Annotated in this window: 7 protein-coding genes and 1 pseudogene; 6 read left to right on the top strand and 2 right to left on the bottom strand. The window is 68.0% G+C overall.

The window, feature by feature from the left end; all coding sequences use genetic code 11:
* Positions 1 to 72 precede the first annotated feature (72 nt).
* The 4 genes and pseudogenes from STRCI_RS00135 to STRCI_RS00120 form a co-directional block, all read left to right on the top strand.
* Complete coding sequence (locus STRCI_RS00135; protein WP_269656693.1) at positions 73 to 2,775, top strand: hypothetical protein; 2,703 nt, start codon at positions 73 to 75, stop codon at positions 2,773 to 2,775.
* Positions 2,772 to 7,166, top strand: a complete 4,395-nt coding sequence (locus STRCI_RS00130; protein ID WP_269656692.1) for a hypothetical protein — start codon at positions 2,772 to 2,774, stop codon at positions 7,164 to 7,166. The genes STRCI_RS00135 and STRCI_RS00130 overlap by 4 nt, the downstream gene beginning before the upstream one ends.
* 22 nt (positions 7,167 to 7,188) lie before the next feature.
* Positions 7,189 to 8,868, top strand: a complete 1,680-nt coding sequence (locus STRCI_RS00125) for a hypothetical protein (RefSeq protein WP_269656691.1) — start codon at positions 7,189 to 7,191, stop codon at positions 8,866 to 8,868.
* 535 nt (positions 8,869 to 9,403) lie between these two features.
* A pseudogene (locus STRCI_RS00120) lies at positions 9,404 to 10,520 on the top strand (IS256 family transposase); the annotation flags it as partial.
* 16 nt (positions 10,521 to 10,536) lie between these two features.
* Here the strand turns inward: STRCI_RS00120 and STRCI_RS00115 are convergent.
* A complete protein-coding gene (locus STRCI_RS00115) occupies positions 10,537 to 11,733 on the bottom strand; it encodes an IS110 family RNA-guided transposase (protein WP_269656690.1) in 1,197 nt (398 codons plus the stop codon).
* Positions 11,734 to 12,140: 407 nt separating this feature from the next.
* Between STRCI_RS00115 and STRCI_RS00110 the strand changes: the two genes are divergently transcribed.
* Positions 12,141 to 12,452 (top strand): integrase core domain-containing protein, encoded by a 312-nt coding sequence (locus tag STRCI_RS00110; RefSeq protein ID WP_269656689.1) that lies wholly within the window; start codon positions 12,141 to 12,143, stop codon positions 12,450 to 12,452.
* A 113-nt stretch (positions 12,453 to 12,565) separates the two neighbouring features.
* Positions 12,566 to 15,409, top strand: coding sequence for a tetratricopeptide repeat protein (locus STRCI_RS00105; RefSeq protein ID WP_269656688.1), 2,844 nt, complete (start codon positions 12,566 to 12,568; stop codon positions 15,407 to 15,409).
* Between the two features lie 818 nt (positions 15,410 to 16,227).
* Here STRCI_RS00105 and glpK read toward each other — a convergent pair.
* Complete coding sequence (glpK, locus tag STRCI_RS00100) at positions 16,228 to 17,748, bottom strand: glycerol kinase GlpK (RefSeq protein WP_269656687.1); 1,521 nt, start codon at positions 17,746 to 17,748, stop codon at positions 16,228 to 16,230.
* Positions 17,749 to 17,754 lie beyond the last annotated feature (6 nt).

The following is a 17,754-nucleotide window of genomic DNA, read 5'->3' as shown; positions in this document are numbered from 1 at the left end:
GGCCTTGTGCTCGATGGGCCCGGGGGAGGACCTGTTACCGGGCCCGAGTTCCGGATGCTCAGCCCGTCCGGGGTGATCGGCCTCGACCCCCGGGTGATCGGCAGAATGGAACCCGCGCCGGATGCCGCCGACTGTCCGCCGAACTTCCTCGCCTGCGTGGAGTTCTCCGCCCCTGAGCTGCCCTGGCTCTTCACACCCGCGCGCCCAAGTCACAAGGGCGACGGCCGAGAGGGACGACTGGCGCCGTGGATCGTCTTGGTCGTGGTGGAGACCAATCGCAGCAGCCTGGACGTGTCACGGGTGCCACTGCCGGTACTTGTCGTCGGCACGGACCAGCTTCCGGACTTGGACGACTCATGGGGCTGGGCCCACATCCAGGAGACGGATCGTCCCAGCGGCAGCCTGGGGGCGGGCAGCGCCCCAGGGTACGCGGTGTCCCGACTGGTGTGCCCACGCCGGCTGCGCGAGAACACTGGCTATCGCGCCTGCGTGGTGCCCGCCTTCCTGGGCGGAATGCAGGCCGGCCGCACGGGGTCGTCCCCAGCGGACGACTCCTCCGAGTACGACAAAGCCTGGGAGATCCATCCGACACACGACGTGAACCTCCCGGTGTACCTGCATTGGGAGTTCCGTACTGGGGACCAGCAGGGGTTCGAGGAACTGGTCAGGCGGCTCAAGCCCGCCGAGCCCGACACGGTCGACGCGCTCGGGTCGCGCGCCGCAGACATCTCACAGCCGTGGCGGGGCCATACTCTGTCCGAGGAGTCGGCCATTCTGCACATTCAGGGAGCGCTGCGACCGTTCGGCGACCCTCCGCCCGATACCGCGTCGCCGCAAGTGCGCGCCGATCTCACCCGTCTCCTGAGCGACCATCTGAACAAGCCGGCCAGCATGCTAGCGGGCCTGGCCGCGCCTGGCCCCGGTGACGAACAGGCCGAAGGGAACGGGTCGGTGGCCCCGCCGCTGTACGGCGGACGGCACGTCAACCGCGATCGGGTGGAGCCGGGGCAAGAGGGCTGGTTGGAAGCGCTCAACTTGGATCCGGCAACCCGCCTGGCCGCCCGCATCGGCGGCGACTGCGTTCGATCACGCCAGGAGACGCTGATGGCCACCGCCTGGCAACAACTGGGGGCTGCCCGCGAGGCCAACCGGCTTCGCGCGATCGCCGAACTCGCCACCGGCCTCTGCCAACGGCTCCATGACAAGCATGTCGCCCCCCTCACGACCGCGGAGTTGATGAGGTTCACAGCACCGGTGGCACCCCGCCTGCGCGGCGGCCCTGCGCCATCCCTTGGCCTGACTGTCGCCACCGAAACCACGGTGAGCGCCCTGCCGAACGGCGTAGCGACCAGCACCTTCGCCCGGCTGATGCGCCCTGCCGGACCAGTCGCCCGCGCCATGGGAACCCCGGTCGAGAACCTCGTACGGCGCGGCTTGGACGGAGACGTGACTGTGCCCGTGCCGGCCCCTGTAGTGCCGGCGGATCTGGCGGCGCCCGACATATCCCCGGACGGGGGCGGCACGGCATCCGACATCCGCATCGCGCTGAACGCGGCGAAGGCACGGATAGTCGGTCGGGCGCTGGTGACAGTCTCCGGTATGACCAACACGGCGCGGGTGCTGAGCGCGCCCGGCGGGGACGCCGAGCTCCCCGAGCTGCCTGACGACCTACCTACCTTGGCACTGGCCAGGGGGGACATGGACGCAGTCCAGACGTTCGTCATGGACAACCTGCCCATGGCTATGACCAGCCTTCACGCCGTCGCGGACAGCCTTGTCGACGGCCATTCCGCCATGACCGCACACGGAGTACGGGTGGACACCTCTCGTCTGCGAACGCAGGTGGTTGGGGCGCTGCAGCCGGGCACGAGGGTAGGGCGTCGGCTGGCCGACCGGGTGAAGGTGCCGGCGGACCTCAGACAGCAAGGGCCACTGGACCCTGTGCAGATGCACCCGCTGTTCCCTGTCCCAACCGCGCTGTACCTCCTGGAGACTGCACCGGAGTGGTTCCTGCCCGGAATGCAAGGGTTCCCGGCCGATCGAACCGTGCTGCTCACCCCCAACGACCGCTTCGTCGAAGCGTTCTTGGTGGGTCTGAATCATGAGATGAACTGCGAGTTGCACTGGCGTGAGTATCCGACGGACCGCATCGGCACCGGCTTCAAGCGATTTTGGCCCCGGCCGGACGGACAATGGGACATCCCCCCGATTTCCGCATGGGCCACGGGTGACCTCGGTCGGCACCTGACTTCCGCTGAAGGCGCGCTGACGGCCCTGCTGGTGCGCGGTGAGGTCATCCGGCGCTTCCCCGACGTGATCGTCTCGGCAGCCCCCGCTTGGGCGCCACCGCCGGGGGACCAGCACCTGTCGGTATCCGGGACAGAGTGGTGGAAAGCCCCGACGGGGGTCATCCCCGTCGACCCGTCCACCCGCGTCTACTTGTTCGACATCCCTCGCGACGCACTTCGCAACCGGCCCACGCGGGAGAGCCCGGGATGGTTCATCGTCTTCCAGGAGAACTGTCAGCGCCTGCGGTTCGGGTTCGACGAGGTGCCCTCCACGGAATACCGCACATGGCACGACCTGGACTGGTCCAAGGTTCCGCAGGACTCGGGACACCCAGGATTCGCAAAAGCGAGTGGGAGCCTTGCCCCTCCGAGCGACCCCGGTGACGCCCGATGGAGCACCGATGCCGCTGACGTCGCGCGTATCTCGCTGCAGCTTCCCTTCCAGCTGCGGATCCACGCCTACCAGTTGGTCGGTGAAGACCGATGACCGAACTACACGACCTGCGCGCTGCCGAACGCGACGGGTTCTTGTCCTACGACGCCCGGCAGCACTTCCTGCACTATCTCGAGATGCGGCTGGAGTACTTCAACTTCCAGTTGGCGGGCCACACTCCTGAAGAATTGGAGTCCGAGCCGGCACAGCACCTGCTCGCATGGTTGGCGGAAGCCGAAGCCCAGTTGCCAGGGGCCTCGGAGGATGCCGAGCGCGCAGGGCAGTCGTGGCAGGCAAAGGCCTCGGCCTACGCGGACGCTGTGGCGGCCACCCCGGAACTCTGGGGCGGCGACAATGCGCCGGTGCTGCTGCTGCCGTTGCGGCTGGAGACCGTCTACCACGACGGCGATGACGGCACGGAGTTGTGGATCCGCGTCTACCCCGATGACGTCCACGTCGATGTGCACGAGACGCAGCTCACTGCGGTGGAGCGGGCTGCGGGCGAGGAGTACTGGCGCCAGGTCTGGGCCGCAGGCCCCGACAGGGGGCGCCGCGCAGCGGCATGGGCTCGGCTGCTGGACCGATTGGGCTCTGGCCGCGCCACCTGGGTGGTGGAGCAACTGCGTCCCGACGGCTCGCCGCCCACGCAAATGACCCCTCACGGAGCCGTACCCCCCGATCCCGGTCCTTTCCGGGACCTGCCGTCCCGGGAGGATACGTGGACTCGACCTGCACGGACCATGCTCCTGCCCAACCAGCTGGAGTTCACCGCCTACTCGGGCGAGCGCGTCGCCTGGCGGCGCCAAGGCCTTCCCATCCCTCCTGATCTGGCCCTGGGTATGGCGCCGCCGCCCGCTGCCGAACCGCAAGAGGACCCCGCAACCGACGGGCTTCCCTGGGATGTTGCCAGTCGTTGGCTGGTCGACTTCGACGAGGCTGAACGGGTCGGCATGGGGCTGAAGGTGAAGCTGGCAGATGCACAACAGCAGTTCGATCTCCTCACTGTTGTCGGTGTCAACACTTGTGACGCGGCGGAAGGTGCCCGCAGGTTCGCTGGTGCCCTGCAAGCCCACGCCTGCACGGACGGACTGGCTATCCTGCCGACCGGGACACCCACCAACAACACCCGGGCGAGCCGCTCGGGCTGGCGATCGGACAGTACGCCGCTCAGCCCGCTGGAACGCGACGCTCAACTGTCTCGCTACGACTTCGCCGGCACACAGGACGCCTCGCGTGCCGAGCGGGCCCTGGGGCTCGGGCCGCGCAGCCCCCTGGCCGTTTCCCGAGACGCACTCGGGGGAGACGAGGACACGCTGGCCATCCTCCACGCGGTCCTGGCCCGCCAACTCAACCTCACCACGTTCGATGTGGCTCACCCAGCGGGGGGCGGATGGGAGGTCGCAGGGCCGCTCCTGGACTTCCCCGGCGCGCATTTCGCCGCATTCGTTCGCAGCCGCGGGCCCCTACCGACCCTGCGCATCGGTCGCCAGCCTTACGGACTCGTACCCGCGTCCACCCTCGATCGGCTCGGTTCCCTCCAGCACCTGCCCTCGTTCGTCAGCAACTTCCGGCGGGAACTGCAGAAGGTGCCACGAGTAGGAGAAGGCACGGACCAGGATGCAGTTCTCCTGGACATTCTGACGCGGCGCCCCGTCTCCGACCGCGTGCGGTGTGCGCGCATGGGTACGCCCTGGCGGCCTGGGGGGGAACCCGAAATGCCACGGATCGGATCGATGCCAGGGGACTGCGGGTACGCGTGGATGGACCCTCCCGCTGCGCCTGCCTCCCTCCCAGAACTCCCGGCCCCCGACCTGACCGCCGTCGCCGACCTGGCCGCCAAGCGGCCGCTGGGCAAGTACGGGGAACTGCTCCAAGGGCTGGATGCCCTCCTGGACGTGGCCGACGGGGTCGTTCCGGCAGCCTTGGACACGCTGGAGCCCGAGGCGCAAGAGCTCAATGCCGTCCTGCGCTCCCTGGCCGAGTCCATGGCCGTAGGTGTGTTCTACCGATTCGCCGCTCCGGTCGTCGGCCTCGCCTTCTCTCGAGGCGTGGAACTGCATCGCCTTCTCAGCTCGGCTGCCGCACCCGAGCGAGTGGCCCCGGCGCGCAAGGCGTATTGGGACGCGCGGAAGTCGGCTGGGCAGGTCATCTCGCTGGAGACCGCGGACCGCGAGGGTATTGCCCGGCTGGAACGCCTCACGTTCGAAGTGTTGGACACCGTGTCGCACCGCACCGATGCGTGGGTGACATCGGTGGCCACGTCCGATCTCGCGCGGCTGCGCGCGCAACGGCCCACGGGCCTGCACATCGGTGGCTATGGATGGATCACCGACCTCAAGCGTGCCGATGAGACGAGTGGTGGCGAGTACGTCATGACCCCGTCCCTGCACCATGCGACCACCGCAGCTGTGCTCCGCTCTGGCTTCGACGGCCATGCCGACCCCAGGGCGCTTGCCGTGCGGCTGACATCCTCCAGAGTGCGGCGGGCGCTGGATGTCCTCGGCGGTGTCCGCGCGGGACAGCGCCTGGGAGCCCTGCTCGGCTACCAGCTCGAACGGGGCATGCACGACGCGGGCCTCGACGAGTTCATCGACGACCTCCGCGAGGCCTACCCCCTGCCGCAGGAAGTGGACCCCACCGAGACGGGAAGCCAGGAAGCCAGGACCGCGCTGGCCGCCCGCAATGTCGTTGATGGGGAAGCATTGCGCAATGACGGGGCAGCCCTGGCCCCAGCGGCTCTCGGCGGAGACGTAGCGTTCCGTGCCTTGGTCGCGGACCTCGAGGACACGGTCGATGCCGTCGCCGACCTCCAGCTTGCCGAGAGCGTCCACCAGTTGGTGGGCGGTAGCGCGGCCCGGGCAGGTGCTGCCGCGGACGTCACCGGACGCGGCGAGAACATCCCCGATGACTACGACGTCGTCGCCACACCGCGCAGCGGCGCGGCTGTCACTCACCAGCTCGGGCTGCTCACTCGCAGGGATGCCGAAGCCGACTCGGGGTGGCCGCAAGCCCGTGCGCTCACCGCTCTGGAACCAGGGCTGGAGCAGTGGTGCCGCCATCGGCTCGGTGCTCCAGCCGACTGGAGCTTCCCCCTACGGGTCGGGCCTCAAGGTCCGCCGGACGGTAACGGCGAAGTCCGCCTCAATTTGGCCGACCTCGGATGGAGCGCCGTGGAGGTGGTGCTGGGTGCCTCGGGGGACAGAGCCGCGCCACTGCTGGGCGAGCTCCTGCGCACGGCCGAGATCGCCGGGCCGGCACCCGCTGGGCTGACCGAGGAGGGGCAGTCCCGATACAGTGAACTCACAGCCCTATGCGGCAGACTCCGCGACGTGCTCACGGCCGCGACGCCTCTTCTCGCCTCACATCTGGACCCCGCGCAGCCCGGTGGCTGGGGCGACGCAGAACTCGGCGAACTTCTCGGCCGCACCACCGCATGGCTTGACCGGGCCGTCGGCGCGGACGGCCCCGTCGGCCAACTGCGCGAACGCCTCGCCGCCCTGCGGGGCGTGCCACCGGAACTCCGGCCACAGACGGCCGAGGAGACGGCTGCCGCCCTCCGGGCAGTGGGGGACCTCGGTGTCGTCAGCGCCCGCATCGCTGGCGACGCGGCTGATGACATCGCCGCCCTGACCGGCCGGGCGGACAACGTGCTGGCATGCCTCGACGCGGCCCTCCCCGCCCTGACACTGTCACGTGAGGAGGACCGACCCACCGAGGCGTGGGCCGACAGCGCTGGCAGAGCTGTGAAGTCCCTCTTCGGAGACGCCATGATCCTTCTGCCCGCCCTGGACCTCCCGGCGGACGGCGATGCGGCCCGCTCTCTCACCCCCGAGGCCCGACCGCACCATGCCGACGGCCCTGCCGTGACGGACGACGAAGTTCACGACTGGCTGCGCGGTGTCCACCAGGTCAGGCCTCGCGCCCGCACACTGGGCGAGGCGCTCACCGCCTCCGGCGTCCTCACGGTGAGCCCAGTTCCGCGGACCATCCTGGCCCAGACCCCGGCCAGGGGCGGGACATGGGCCGCCACTGCGCCTGCCGCCCAGGGGCCGTCCGCCCCCGTCTGCACGGTTTTGTACTCGGACGACGAACCCGCCCTCGGTCAACTCCTCGCAGGGTTCCTGACGGATACTTGGACCGAAACCGTCCCCTTTGACGGGAAAGCGGCCGACCTTACGGACGATGCCGACGACACCGGCAATCAGCCGCACGAAGTTGTGGGCGTCGCTCTGCATTTCGACCGCCCTGACGCGCGTCCGCCGCAGGCTCTCCTGCTTGCCGTGTCGCCGAACCCCAACCGGGGCTGGCGGGCGGCGGATCTGCAGGCGATTGTCGAGGACACCCTTGAGCTCGCCCGCCTGCGAGCTCTGGACCTGCATGATCAGCCAGGCATCCGGCAACTGCTTCCCCTGCCCGTCCCCGACCTCCCCACCCCGCCGGCCTGACCGGAGTCAGGAGGACCAGGTCATGCAGCGCTTCGAAACGATTCCGCGCGACGATGACGTCGAAGACGCCGTGGCATTCCGGGTACACGATCCCCTTTGGCTGCTCTCCCGGCAGTGGCAGCTGGGTGAGTTCCGCGGGCAGGATGCCGCGTCCCCTGTCTTCGCCGACGTTCGCGCCGAGAGCCATGTACTGGACTCCTGGCGGGCCGACGACGACACCTGGCGTCCTTACGACCCGCGGACCCAACCGCTCGAGGAGCTCGTCGAGGCCGAGCCCGCACCGGCGGCGGACCACGAACTGAGAGTCGACGGGGGCGTGCGATGGCTTACGCAACTGGCCTCCGCCGGCTTGCCTGAGACCGCCGAGGCGTTCGTCACCCATTGCGGTTTCAGCGACGAGAGGGCCCAGCCAGCGACGGGCCTGCTCGCACTGGTGCACGGAAGGATCGCTGACGGGTTGCGGCTGGCACCCTTGCTCGACAGATTGAACACTCCCGCAGAGTCCGCCGCGGTCGCTGAGGAACTCGGCTTGTCGGAAGCCGCCCGTGTTCCGCTGTCCCAAGCAGCCGATCAGTGGCTCCGCTGGTGGCGGCCGCGAGTTACCGCCTCCGGCGCCATGGCCGGCGACACCGCATGGGACGAACACCACCTGGAGTACCGATGTGCGGCCCGCAGTAGCACGCTGCCCTCTCACGAAGTCCACGCGACTGCCTGGACAGGCGGCCGACTGGATTGGTGGGCGTTCGATCGCGTGGCCGTGAATGCCGCCCCACCGCCCGGCGGGCGGCCCATGGCCGTCACAGCCCGCAACGTGCCTGCGCCCGCACGGTTCCCCGGCATGCCCACTCCTCGCCTGTGGGAGATGGAGGACGCGCGCATCGACTTCGGTGCGATCGACACCACGGCCTTGGATCTTGGCCGCCTCCTGATGATCACCTTCGGCACGGTGTACGGCAATGACTGGTACACGCTCCCTCTTCGCCTCCCCGTGGCGTCTCTGACCCGGCTGACCGACTTCACGGTGACCGACGTATTCAGCCGACGGCACGCCGTCGAGCGCGCGGCCACAAACGACAGCGGATGGGAACTCTTCGGCCTCACGGACACCGCGGCACCCGACACTACGGACCCCTGGTTCTTCCTTGCTCCCGTCCTTCCGCAAGCTCTCGAAAGCCCGCCAGTCGAAGCCGTGCTGCTGCTGCGTGACGAGATGGCCAACCTCGCTTGGGCTGTGGAGCAGAATGTCCAGGATGACGAAACAGGCGAGGTGATCGACTGCTACGACCGGTGGACCGCGGCCCGCCCCGAGCCGGACCTGCTGCCACCGGACGCCGCCCCGCGCTACCGCGTGGACAGCGAGGTGCCCAGCTACTGGTTCCCACTGGCACCAGTACGTATCGGCGCCGGCGCCGCGGTCCGCCTGCAACTCACCCCACTCGCCCGGTACTCCGCGTCCCCGGAGGCCGCGCCCGCACCGCAGCTTCCCGAGGGCCGCTTCCTCGGCCATGTCGAAGCAGACCGTCCCGTGTGGGTGTACGAGGAGGAGGTCCCCCGCTCTGGGGCCTCCCTCACCCGCACTCGCCAGCGTGCGCGTTGGCACGACGGCACCATCCACACGTGGACCGGACGACACAAGACGAACGGCACCGGCGAAGGGGCAAGCGGCTTGCGTTTCGACTTCCTGGAATCCACGCTGCCCTAGGGTCTTCGCCCAGGGCCGGATACCGGCCCCAGCGGGCCGAGCGTTCCGACATGCCGACACGGAGGGTGTGACGCGAGAGTCATGCCGGGCGGGCGGCAGCCGGTGGAGGAGGAGTGTGCTCCACCAAGGAACGCTCATGCCCAGGGCGAAGGTCGTATGGATGAGTTTGTCGCATCCGCCCGATCGCATGCATTGGCGTAACTGCCGTGCAATCCAGGGCGAGTTCTGCGCCTGTCTGACCGCTTGTCCGGGGCCCCGTCGTTCGCGCTGGCTGATTTGCCCTTCTGTGCGGTGAGGTCGGGGGCCGAGCTATCGATGGCGCGTGCCCAATGTCGCGGCCACGGTGGCCTCTACGCGGCTGTGGCCCGTGGACTTGATGGTGTCCCTTGTCGTGGTGTACGGGATCAGGGGCTGGGAGTGCGCGGGCGTCTGCCCGGGGCGCACTTCCACGGGTGCGGACCGCTCCCTCAACAGGAGGCGGGCCATCGCGTAACTCTCCTTGGTGAACGCCCAGTTCAACCACGAGGAGTGCACGATGGCCCTGTCCCAGTCTGACCTGATACGGCTCCTTTGAGTCACTACGCTCGACCGACGGAATCGAGCTCATCCGCGCCATCGCCGAGCGAATGGTGCAGGAGCTGATCGAGGCCGAGGCAAGTGCCCACATCGGTGCGGAGTGGAACGAGCACACGCCGACACGGACCACCGTCCGCAACGGGCACCGCGAGAAGGTGCTGACCACGCTGGCCGGCGACCTGGACCTGGAGATTCCCAAGGTCGGCACCGGCAGCTCCTTCCCCAGCCTGCTGGAGCGACGGCGCCGCATCGACCATGCCCTCTACGCGGTCATCATGGAGGCATACGTGCACGGCGTCTCCACCCGCAGCGTCGATGACCTGGTCAAATCCCTGGGCGGGGACAGCGGGATCTCCAAGTCCGAAGTCTCGCGGATCTGCACGATGCTGGACGAGCCGCTGACCGCATTTCGCACCCGCCCGCTGGATCACGTCCGCTTCCCCTACGTCTACTTGGACGCGACTTACTGCAAGGCGCGGGTGAACCATCAGATCGTCTCGCGGGCCGTTGTGGTCGCCACCGGCATCACCGAGGACGGCAACCGCGAGGTCCTGGGCCTGATGGTCGGGGACAGCGAGAGCGAGGCGTTCTGGAAGGAATTTTTGCGCTCGCTGCGAGAGCGTGGCCTGTCCGGGGTCCGTCTGGTCATCACCGACCAGCACGCCGGGCTGGTCGCCGCGGTCCGCAAGGTCATGCTCGGCGCCGCCTGGCAGCGGTGCAGGGTTCATTTCCTGCGAAACGCCTTCAGTGTGATCGACCGGGACTCTGGGGAAATGGTCGCCGCGACGATCCGCACGATCTTCACCCAGCCCAGCGCCAACCTCGTGCGCACTCAGCTGGACACCGTCGCCGGCATGCTCGGCACCCAGTTCCCCAAGGTCAAAGCGTTGCTGTTGGAGGCGAAGGAGGATCGGACCGCCTTCGCGGACTTCCCGCCCAGGCACTGGAAGAAGATCCAGTCGACGAGCCCGCTGGAACGGGTGAACCGGGAGATCAAGCGCAGGATCGACATCGTCCAGGTCTTTCCCAACGACGACGTGCTCATCCGGCTGGTCACCGCCGTGCTCTTCGAGATGCTTCCCAATCTGGATGTCAAGTGGCGTGGGTGACTGGTGGGGCGACGGTGTAGCACCGTCGGTCACGGATCAGGGCCCACAGGACGTTGACACGTCGACGGGCGAGGGCGAGCACGGCCTGGACATGCCGCTTCCCTTCCGCGCGCTTTCGGTCGTAGAACCGACGGGAGTTGGGGTCACAGCGGATGCTGACCAGCGCGGAAGTGTAGAAGACACGCTGCAGTCGCCGGTGATAGCGCGTTGGCCGGTGGAGGTTACCGCTGACCTGGCCGGAGTCTCGTGGTGCTGGGGCCACGCCGGCGAAGGCAGCGAGCCGGTCCGGGGTGGGGAACGCCTCCAGGTCTCCGCCGGTCGCGGCGAGGAGCTCAGCACCGAGGATGGGGCCGATGCCGGGCATGGACGTGATCACGTCGGCGAGTTCGTGTTCGCGAAACCGGCCCTCGATGAGCTTCTCGGTCTCGATGATCTTCTTGTTGAGAGCCGTCACCTCCTCCGCCAGGGTGTGCACCATCTTCGCAATGGCTCTCTCCCCGGTGACGGCGGTGTGCTGCTTCTCGGCGGCCTCAACGGCCGCGGCCGCGAGGGTCTCGGGCCGATAGACGCTGCGGTTGCGCAGCCATGTCGTCAGACGTCGCTTGCCCACCCTGCGAATCGCTGCGGGGGTCTGGTAGCCCGTGAGCAGCATCAGCGAGCCGACGCTGCCGATGTCGAGGGCACGTTCCAGGGCGGGGAACATACTGTTGAGCAAGGACTTGAGCCGGTTGATGGTCCGGGTGCGGTCGGCCACCAGATCTGCACGGTGCTCGGTGAGCAGCCGCAGTTCGATGGCCATCTCGTCACCGGGCCGGATCGGCTGCAGGTCACGGCGCATCCGGGCCTGGTCCGCGATCACCTTGGCGTCCCGGGCGTCGGTCTTGCCCGCCCCGCGGTAGCTGGCGGTGGCCCGGTTGACCGCGATACCGGGAATGTAGACGAGTTCCTGCCCGTGATTGAGCAGAAGCTCGATCAGCAGGGCGGGCTCGCCGCCCGTCATATCCATCGCCCAGGTCACTTCGCGGCCATCGGCCAAGTCCAGGACATCACCGATCAGCTGCAGGAGTTCGGACTCGTCGTTGGCCACCCGGCGCGACAGCAAGGTGTCGCCCTCATCGTTCAGGACCAGGCAGTGGTGGTGGCTCTTGCCGCAGTCGCTCCCCGCCCATATCCGGCGCATCGTGCTCCATCAGGTCGTTCGATTCTTGGGTACCACGGACGACCTCGCCGGCATTGCTCTACACAGCGACCTTCTCGCACTTCCCAATCGGCGGCCGAGTCGTCGTGGGGATCCGGGCGGCCAAGCATCTCGAGCCACGACCGGCAGCACGACGACAGCCACACCCTGATCCCCTGGGTGCCGCAACCCTACGAATGGCTGGGGCGACCTGTGAAGGAACGTAGAGCACGACGAATGGATCGCCTTCCCTCGCCGCTACCTCCCCGAAGGCAGCATGGGCGAGATCTACCGCGAACTTCCCGAAAGCGCCCCGGCGCTGCCCAACACTCCGAACGCGCCCGCCAGTTGATCCCCAACACCACAGCAAGGGACACGACCCCAGGTCAGCGACCCCTTCAGCTGGGGTGTTGCAACGACCGATTGAACTCACCGAATACACGTCGGCGCAGTTCCGGGAGCGAATAGGGAAGTTCGGGCTGCGGCAGAGCTGCGGACGCACCGGATCATGCTTCGACAACGCCGCCGCGGAGAGCTTCTGGGCCCTGCTCAAAGAAGAGATCGGCACCCATATCTGGCCCGACCGGGCCACCGCCCGCGCCGAGGTCTTCTCCTTCATCGAGACCTTCTACAACCGCCGCCGCCTGCGCAAGCACAAGACCTTCGGCTATCTCACCCCAGCCGAGACCAGGCAGCGGTATCAGCACGCTCTCGCGGCATAACGATCATGTGTCCGAGATCACGGGGAAACTTCACCCCCTATCCCGGCTTTAGCTGAGGATTGAAGGGCAGGCTCGATACGCGGCTCGGCGGGCTGGGGCAAAGGGGGAAAGGAATGCAGCCCTCGGATGAGGACGCGGGCGGTCGTGCGGCCCCCGGGGACATGGTCGATTTCCGCCATGGCACCTTCCACGGGCCCGTCCTGGGCGAGTGGGTGCAGCACACCCACTTCACCGCGCCTCAATCAGCGGCCTCGTGGCCCTGCCAGGTCGGAACAATACCCCCGCAGGCGGCGTGCTTTCAGGCTCGTGCCGAACCCGCTCGGGCAACGCCCGCTCTGGCCGGCAGCTGGCTTGCGGATATGCACCCGACCGCGGTCGTGAGTGTGGTGACAGGGCTCGGCGGCGTAGGCAAAACCCAGCTCGCTGCGCATTACGCCCGCAGCCTGTGGCAAGCAGGTCAGCTGGATGTGCTCGTGTGGATCACCGCCAGCAGCCGTGAGGCAATCATGGACGGTTATACAGCCGCGGCCGCTGACCTCATCGGCGCCGACCCGGGCAATCTGGCCCGCGCGGTGGCCGCCTTCCTGGCGTGGCTTGAGCCCAAGGAAGGTCAGCATCCGTGCCGGTGGCTGGTCGTGTTGGACGACGTGAGCGACCCCGCGGATCTCGACGGCTTGTGGCCGCCGCCCTCACTCACCGGCCGGGTCCTCGTCACCACCCGCCGCCAGGACGCAGCTCTGACCACCGGCTGTCACCACATTCCTGTTGGTGTCTTCACACCCGGCGAATCTCTGGCCTACCTCACTCACGCCCTCCCACCCGGTATACCGCCCGAGCAACTGGCCGACCTGGCTGCAGACCTGGGACATCTTCCGCTTGCCCTGTCCCAGGCCGCCGCCTACCTCACCGACACCGCCACGCCAGCGGCGGACTATCGGCGCCTTCTCGCCGACCGCACCACTCGCCTGTACGAGGCCGCACCCGATCGCCTCCCGCACGGACAAAGAACGGCGGTGGCCGCCACATGGGCGCTGTCGATCGATCGCGCCGACCGACTCCGCCCGCACGGACTGGCCCGACCCCTGCTCCAACTGGTTGCCTTCCTCGACGCCAACGGCATCCCTGAGACCGTTCTGACAAGTGCTCCGGCCTGCATGTACCTCGCCCGCCACCGCAGCGGTATTACCGCGTCGGATGCTACGAACGGCAGGCCAGGCAGGGAGATGGTGTCCGAATGGGAGGTTCGTCTGACGCTGAGCGCACTGCGCCGGCTCAGCCTCATCGAGCACGTCCCCGACACGCCACAGACTCCCGTCCGTGTCCATCAGCTCGTCCAGCGCGCGGTCCGCGACACCCTCACTCCGGCCTCGTACGCCCCCACAGCGCGCATCGCTGCCGACGCCCTGCTTGCCGCCTGGCCCTCTATCGAGCACGACGCTGCCCTGGGAAAGGCACTATGCGCCAACACCTCTGCCCTGATCACCTGTGCTGAGGATGCAGTGTTCCAGCCAGACGCCCATAAAGTGCTCCACCGTATGAGCCGTAGTCTCGGCGAAGCAGGACAAGCTGCCGCCGCCCGCGACCAGTTACACCGCCTCGCCACCATCACCGCTTCCCGTCTCGGCCCCGACCATCCCGAGACCCTCGGCGCACGGCGCAATCTGGCTTACTGGCGGGGCGAGGCCGGCGACGCGGCGCGGGCTGCTGCGGCCCTCGCCGACCTGCTTCCCGATCAGGTCCGGGTGCTGGGCGAAGACCACCCAGAAATCCACGGCACACGGCACGACCTGGCACGAATGCGAGGGATCGCAGGCGATGAAGCGGGGGCTGCCGCCGCCTTCACCGACCTGCTTGCCGACGACGTCCGTGTGCTGGGCGAAGCCCACCCCCACACTCTTGGCACGCGACACAACTTGGCTTACTGGCGGGGGGAGTCGGGCGATACGGACGGCGCTGCTGCGGCTCTCGCCGACCTGCTTCCCGATCAGGTCCGCGTGCTGGGCGAAGACCACCCTCAAACCCTCCGTACGTGGCGCAGCCTCGCACGAATGCGCGGGATGGCAGGTGATGCGGCGGGGGCTGCTGCGGCTCTCGCCGACTTGCTTCCTGAACAGGTCCGGGTGTTGGGCGAAGACCACCCAGAAATCCTCGGCACACGGCACGACCTGGCTTACTGGCGGGGGGCGGCGGGCGATGCGGCGGAGGCGGTTGCCAGCTTCGCCGATCTGCTTGCCGACGAGGTCCGCCTGTGGGGCCCAGACCACCCCCGCGCCTTGGACACGCGGCGTAACCTGGCCGCCTGGCAGGGTAGGTCGGGCGATGCGGCGGGGGCTGCCGCGGTTCTCGCCGATCTGCTTGCTGACGAGGTACGCCTGTTGGGTGCAGACCACCCTCACACTCTCACTACCCGGTACAACCAGGCACGTTGGCGGGGGTTGGCGGGGGATGTGCGAGGAGCCGCGATCGCTTGCTCAAGACTGCTCGCCGACGAGATCCGGGTGCTTGGCGGGGGGCACCCTCATACCCTTCACACTCTGCGGAGCCTGGCCCTCTGGCACGGGGAAGCGGGAGACGCAGCAGGGGCCGCGAATGATCTTACGGGGGTGCTGCCTGCCTTCGTGCGGGTGCTGGGTGAAGACCACCCTGCCGTCCTCACCACCCGGTACAACCTGGCCCACTGGCACGGGGTAGCGGGAGACGCGGCGGAGGCCGCGGCCGCTCTCGCCGCACTGCTCGACGACCAGGCCCGGGTGCTGGGCGGGAGTCACTCCGACACCCTGGCCACTGACAGAGCTCTTGTCTACTGGCGGATGTCGGCTGAGACGCTGACGCTGCGAGGTCCGCGCAGGCTCTTGGTAATGCTGCTCAGAGGTCTCACTGCCAGGCCGGATCACCGGGTTCGAACTGTACGGACTGTCAACGGCCATTTCGTTCTGGCTCTTCGGCACTTTCCGTGAAACCAGTCAACTGGCCAACAGGATGCGGCGTTTGAGGAGATCGAATCCGGCCCGTCCGTAGTGTTGGCGCTTGAGTATCTTGATCCTGTTGACGTGGCCCTCGACGGCTCCGGAGTTCCAGGACACGGAGAGCCCGGCGGTGACGGGTCTTGACCCTTGATCCTGGACACACGAGCCACTGGATCCTGAGGATCTGAGAACAGCGTTCATCCTCGACGCGGCGGACAGCTGTACGAGTCTTCGCGGAAACGCTCCGGATTCGCCGGACTGTAACGTGTCTGTGTGGCCGCCACGGCTCGGCACGGACGGTCTTCGGGTGCCTATGCGGCATCGCCCTTTCTGATCAACATGCCGCTGTTCTGCAGCGGACGGGGCTGGCTCCGCATGCACGATCGAGCTCCCCGTCACTTGGGGTGCTCGTACTTTTCACCAACCTTCACGCGTTTGCCGGTCACGGCGTGATGCCGAAACCCGCCGACATGTGCTCTCGCTTGAAGCCTGCGCAGGTGGCGAGGGGGTGCGCATCGTGTTGTCGGCGGGGTCTGCCTCGCTGGTTGCGCCCTACGTCATGTGTCTGTCCTGGAGGTCGTCCGGCTGGGGTGGCCGTTTGTGTGGATGGTCCGGAGGCGGCCGTGCTGCGGCCGGTTTCCGGGCCGGTTGTTCGGCGGATTGGTCTACCAGGGGACGTTGATGGCCCTGGTCAGGACTGGGTCCAGCATGACTGCCGCCCGCACTGGTGCAGGGCGCTGGCCCGCGGGGCTGCCTGTCAGAGTGTGCGGGGAGCGCCGGCGGGCGGGTGCGGATCCCGGGTGCGTGGATTACGGGCTGTTGGGTGGTTTGATCCAGCCCAGGGAGCGTTCGACGGCTCGTTGCCAGTTTTGGTATTCCGATGTCCGTCGTGCGGGGTCCATGTGTGGCAGCCATTGGGCTGCTCGGTGCCAGTTGCTGCGTAGGACTTCCAGGTCTGCCCAGTACCCGGCGGCCAGTCCGGCGGCGTAGGCGGCGCCCAGGGAGACCGTTTCGGCGGCCATGGGTCGCACGACCGGCACGTCGAGGACGTCGGCCAGGATCTGCATGAGGAGGTTGTCGGACGTCATGCCGCCGTCGACCTTCAGCTCTCTCAGGGTGAGCGAGGAGTCGGCGTTCATGGCGTCGACGACCTCCTTGGTCTGCCAGCCGGTGGATTCCAGCGCCGCCCTGGCCAGGTGTCCCTTGGTGATGTACGAGGTCAGGCCGACGATGACGCCGCGTGCGTCGCTGCGCCAGTGGGGTGCGAAGAGACCGGAGAACGCCGGGACGATGTAGCAGCCGCCGTTGTCCTCGACGGTCCGCGCAAGGGTCTCGATGCCCGGTGCGCTGTTGATGATCTCCAGCCGGTCGCGGAACCACTGGACCAGGGCTCCGGTGACGGCGATCGGGCCTTCCAGCGCGTAGACCGCGGGCTGCTCGTCGATCTTGTAGGCGACGGTGGTGAGCAGTCCATTGCTGGAGCGGACGACATCGGTGCCGGTGTTGAGCAACAGGAAGCTGCCGGTTCCGTAGGTGCACTTCGCCTCGCCCGGGGAGAAGCAGGTCTGCCCGAAGAGCGCGGCCTGCTGATCGCCGAGCGCGGCCGTGATGGGCCTGCCGGGGAGTACGATCCGGTCCTCGCCGTACCACTCCGCCGAGGACCGGATCTCGGGCAGAATCGCGTGCGGAATCCCGAAGAACCCCAGCAGTTCCTCGTCCCATTGGAGTGTGCCCAGGTTCATGAGCATCGTGCGGCTGGCGTTGGTCACGTCGGTGATGTGGCGGCCTCCCGCCGTCCCCCCGGTGAGGTTCCAGATCAGCCAGGACTCCATCGTGCCGAACAGGACGTCGCCGTTCGCGGCCCGCTGTCCCAGACCTGGCACGTGGTCGAAGAGCCAGCGGATCCGTGGTGCGGAGAAGTAGGTCGAGGGCGCCAGGCCGCAGCGTTCCAGGAAGAACGCGTCGCCCGGGTCACTGCGCAGGTCTCCGACGAGCGGGGCGGTGCGGGTGTCCTGCCAGACGATCGCCCTGTTCAGCGGGGTGCCGGTCCGCCGGTCCCACAGGACGGTCGTCTCGCGCTGGTTCGCGATGCCCAGGGCCGAGACGGCCTCGGCAGCGACGCCGTCGCCCGCGCTGGACAAGGCCTCGGGCACGATGCGTCGCAGATTGCGCCAGATCTCCAGGGCGTCGTGCTCGACCCAGCCGGGTTTCGGGAAGAACTGCTGGTGCTCGCGCTGGGCCACGGACACCAATCGCCCGCGGTGGTCGAACAGGATGCAGCGGGTGGAGGTGGTGCCCTGGTCGATGGACATCACATACCGCTCGACCATGATCCG

This window comes from Streptomyces cinnabarinus (assembly GCF_027270315.1).
GTDB classification, from domain to species: domain Bacteria; phylum Actinomycetota; class Actinomycetes; order Streptomycetales; family Streptomycetaceae; genus Streptomyces; species Streptomyces cinnabarinus.
Note: the sequence above shows the minus strand (reverse complement) of the source record. Positions and strands in the feature narration are given on the sequence as shown.

What these genes read in the sequence shown, in the direction of transcription:
- STRCI_RS00130 (WP_269656692.1), top strand. Translation starts at nt 2,772, where the DNA reads ATGACCGAACTACACGACCTGCGCGCTGCCGAACGCGACGGGTTCTTG.
- STRCI_RS00125 (WP_269656691.1), top strand. Translation starts at nt 7,189, where the DNA reads ATGCAGCGCTTCGAAACGATTCCGCGCGACGATGACGTCGAAGACGCC.
- STRCI_RS00115 (WP_269656690.1), bottom strand. Translation starts at nt 11,733, where the DNA reads ATGCGCCGGATATGGGCGGGGAGCGACTGCGGCAAGAGCCACCACCAC.
- STRCI_RS00105 (WP_269656688.1), top strand. Translation starts at nt 12,566, where the DNA reads ATGCAGCCCTCGGATGAGGACGCGGGCGGTCGTGCGGCCCCCGGGGAC.
- glpK (WP_269656687.1), bottom strand. Translation starts at nt 17,748, where the DNA reads ATGGTCGAGCGGTATGTGATGTCCATCGACCAGGGCACCACCTCCACC.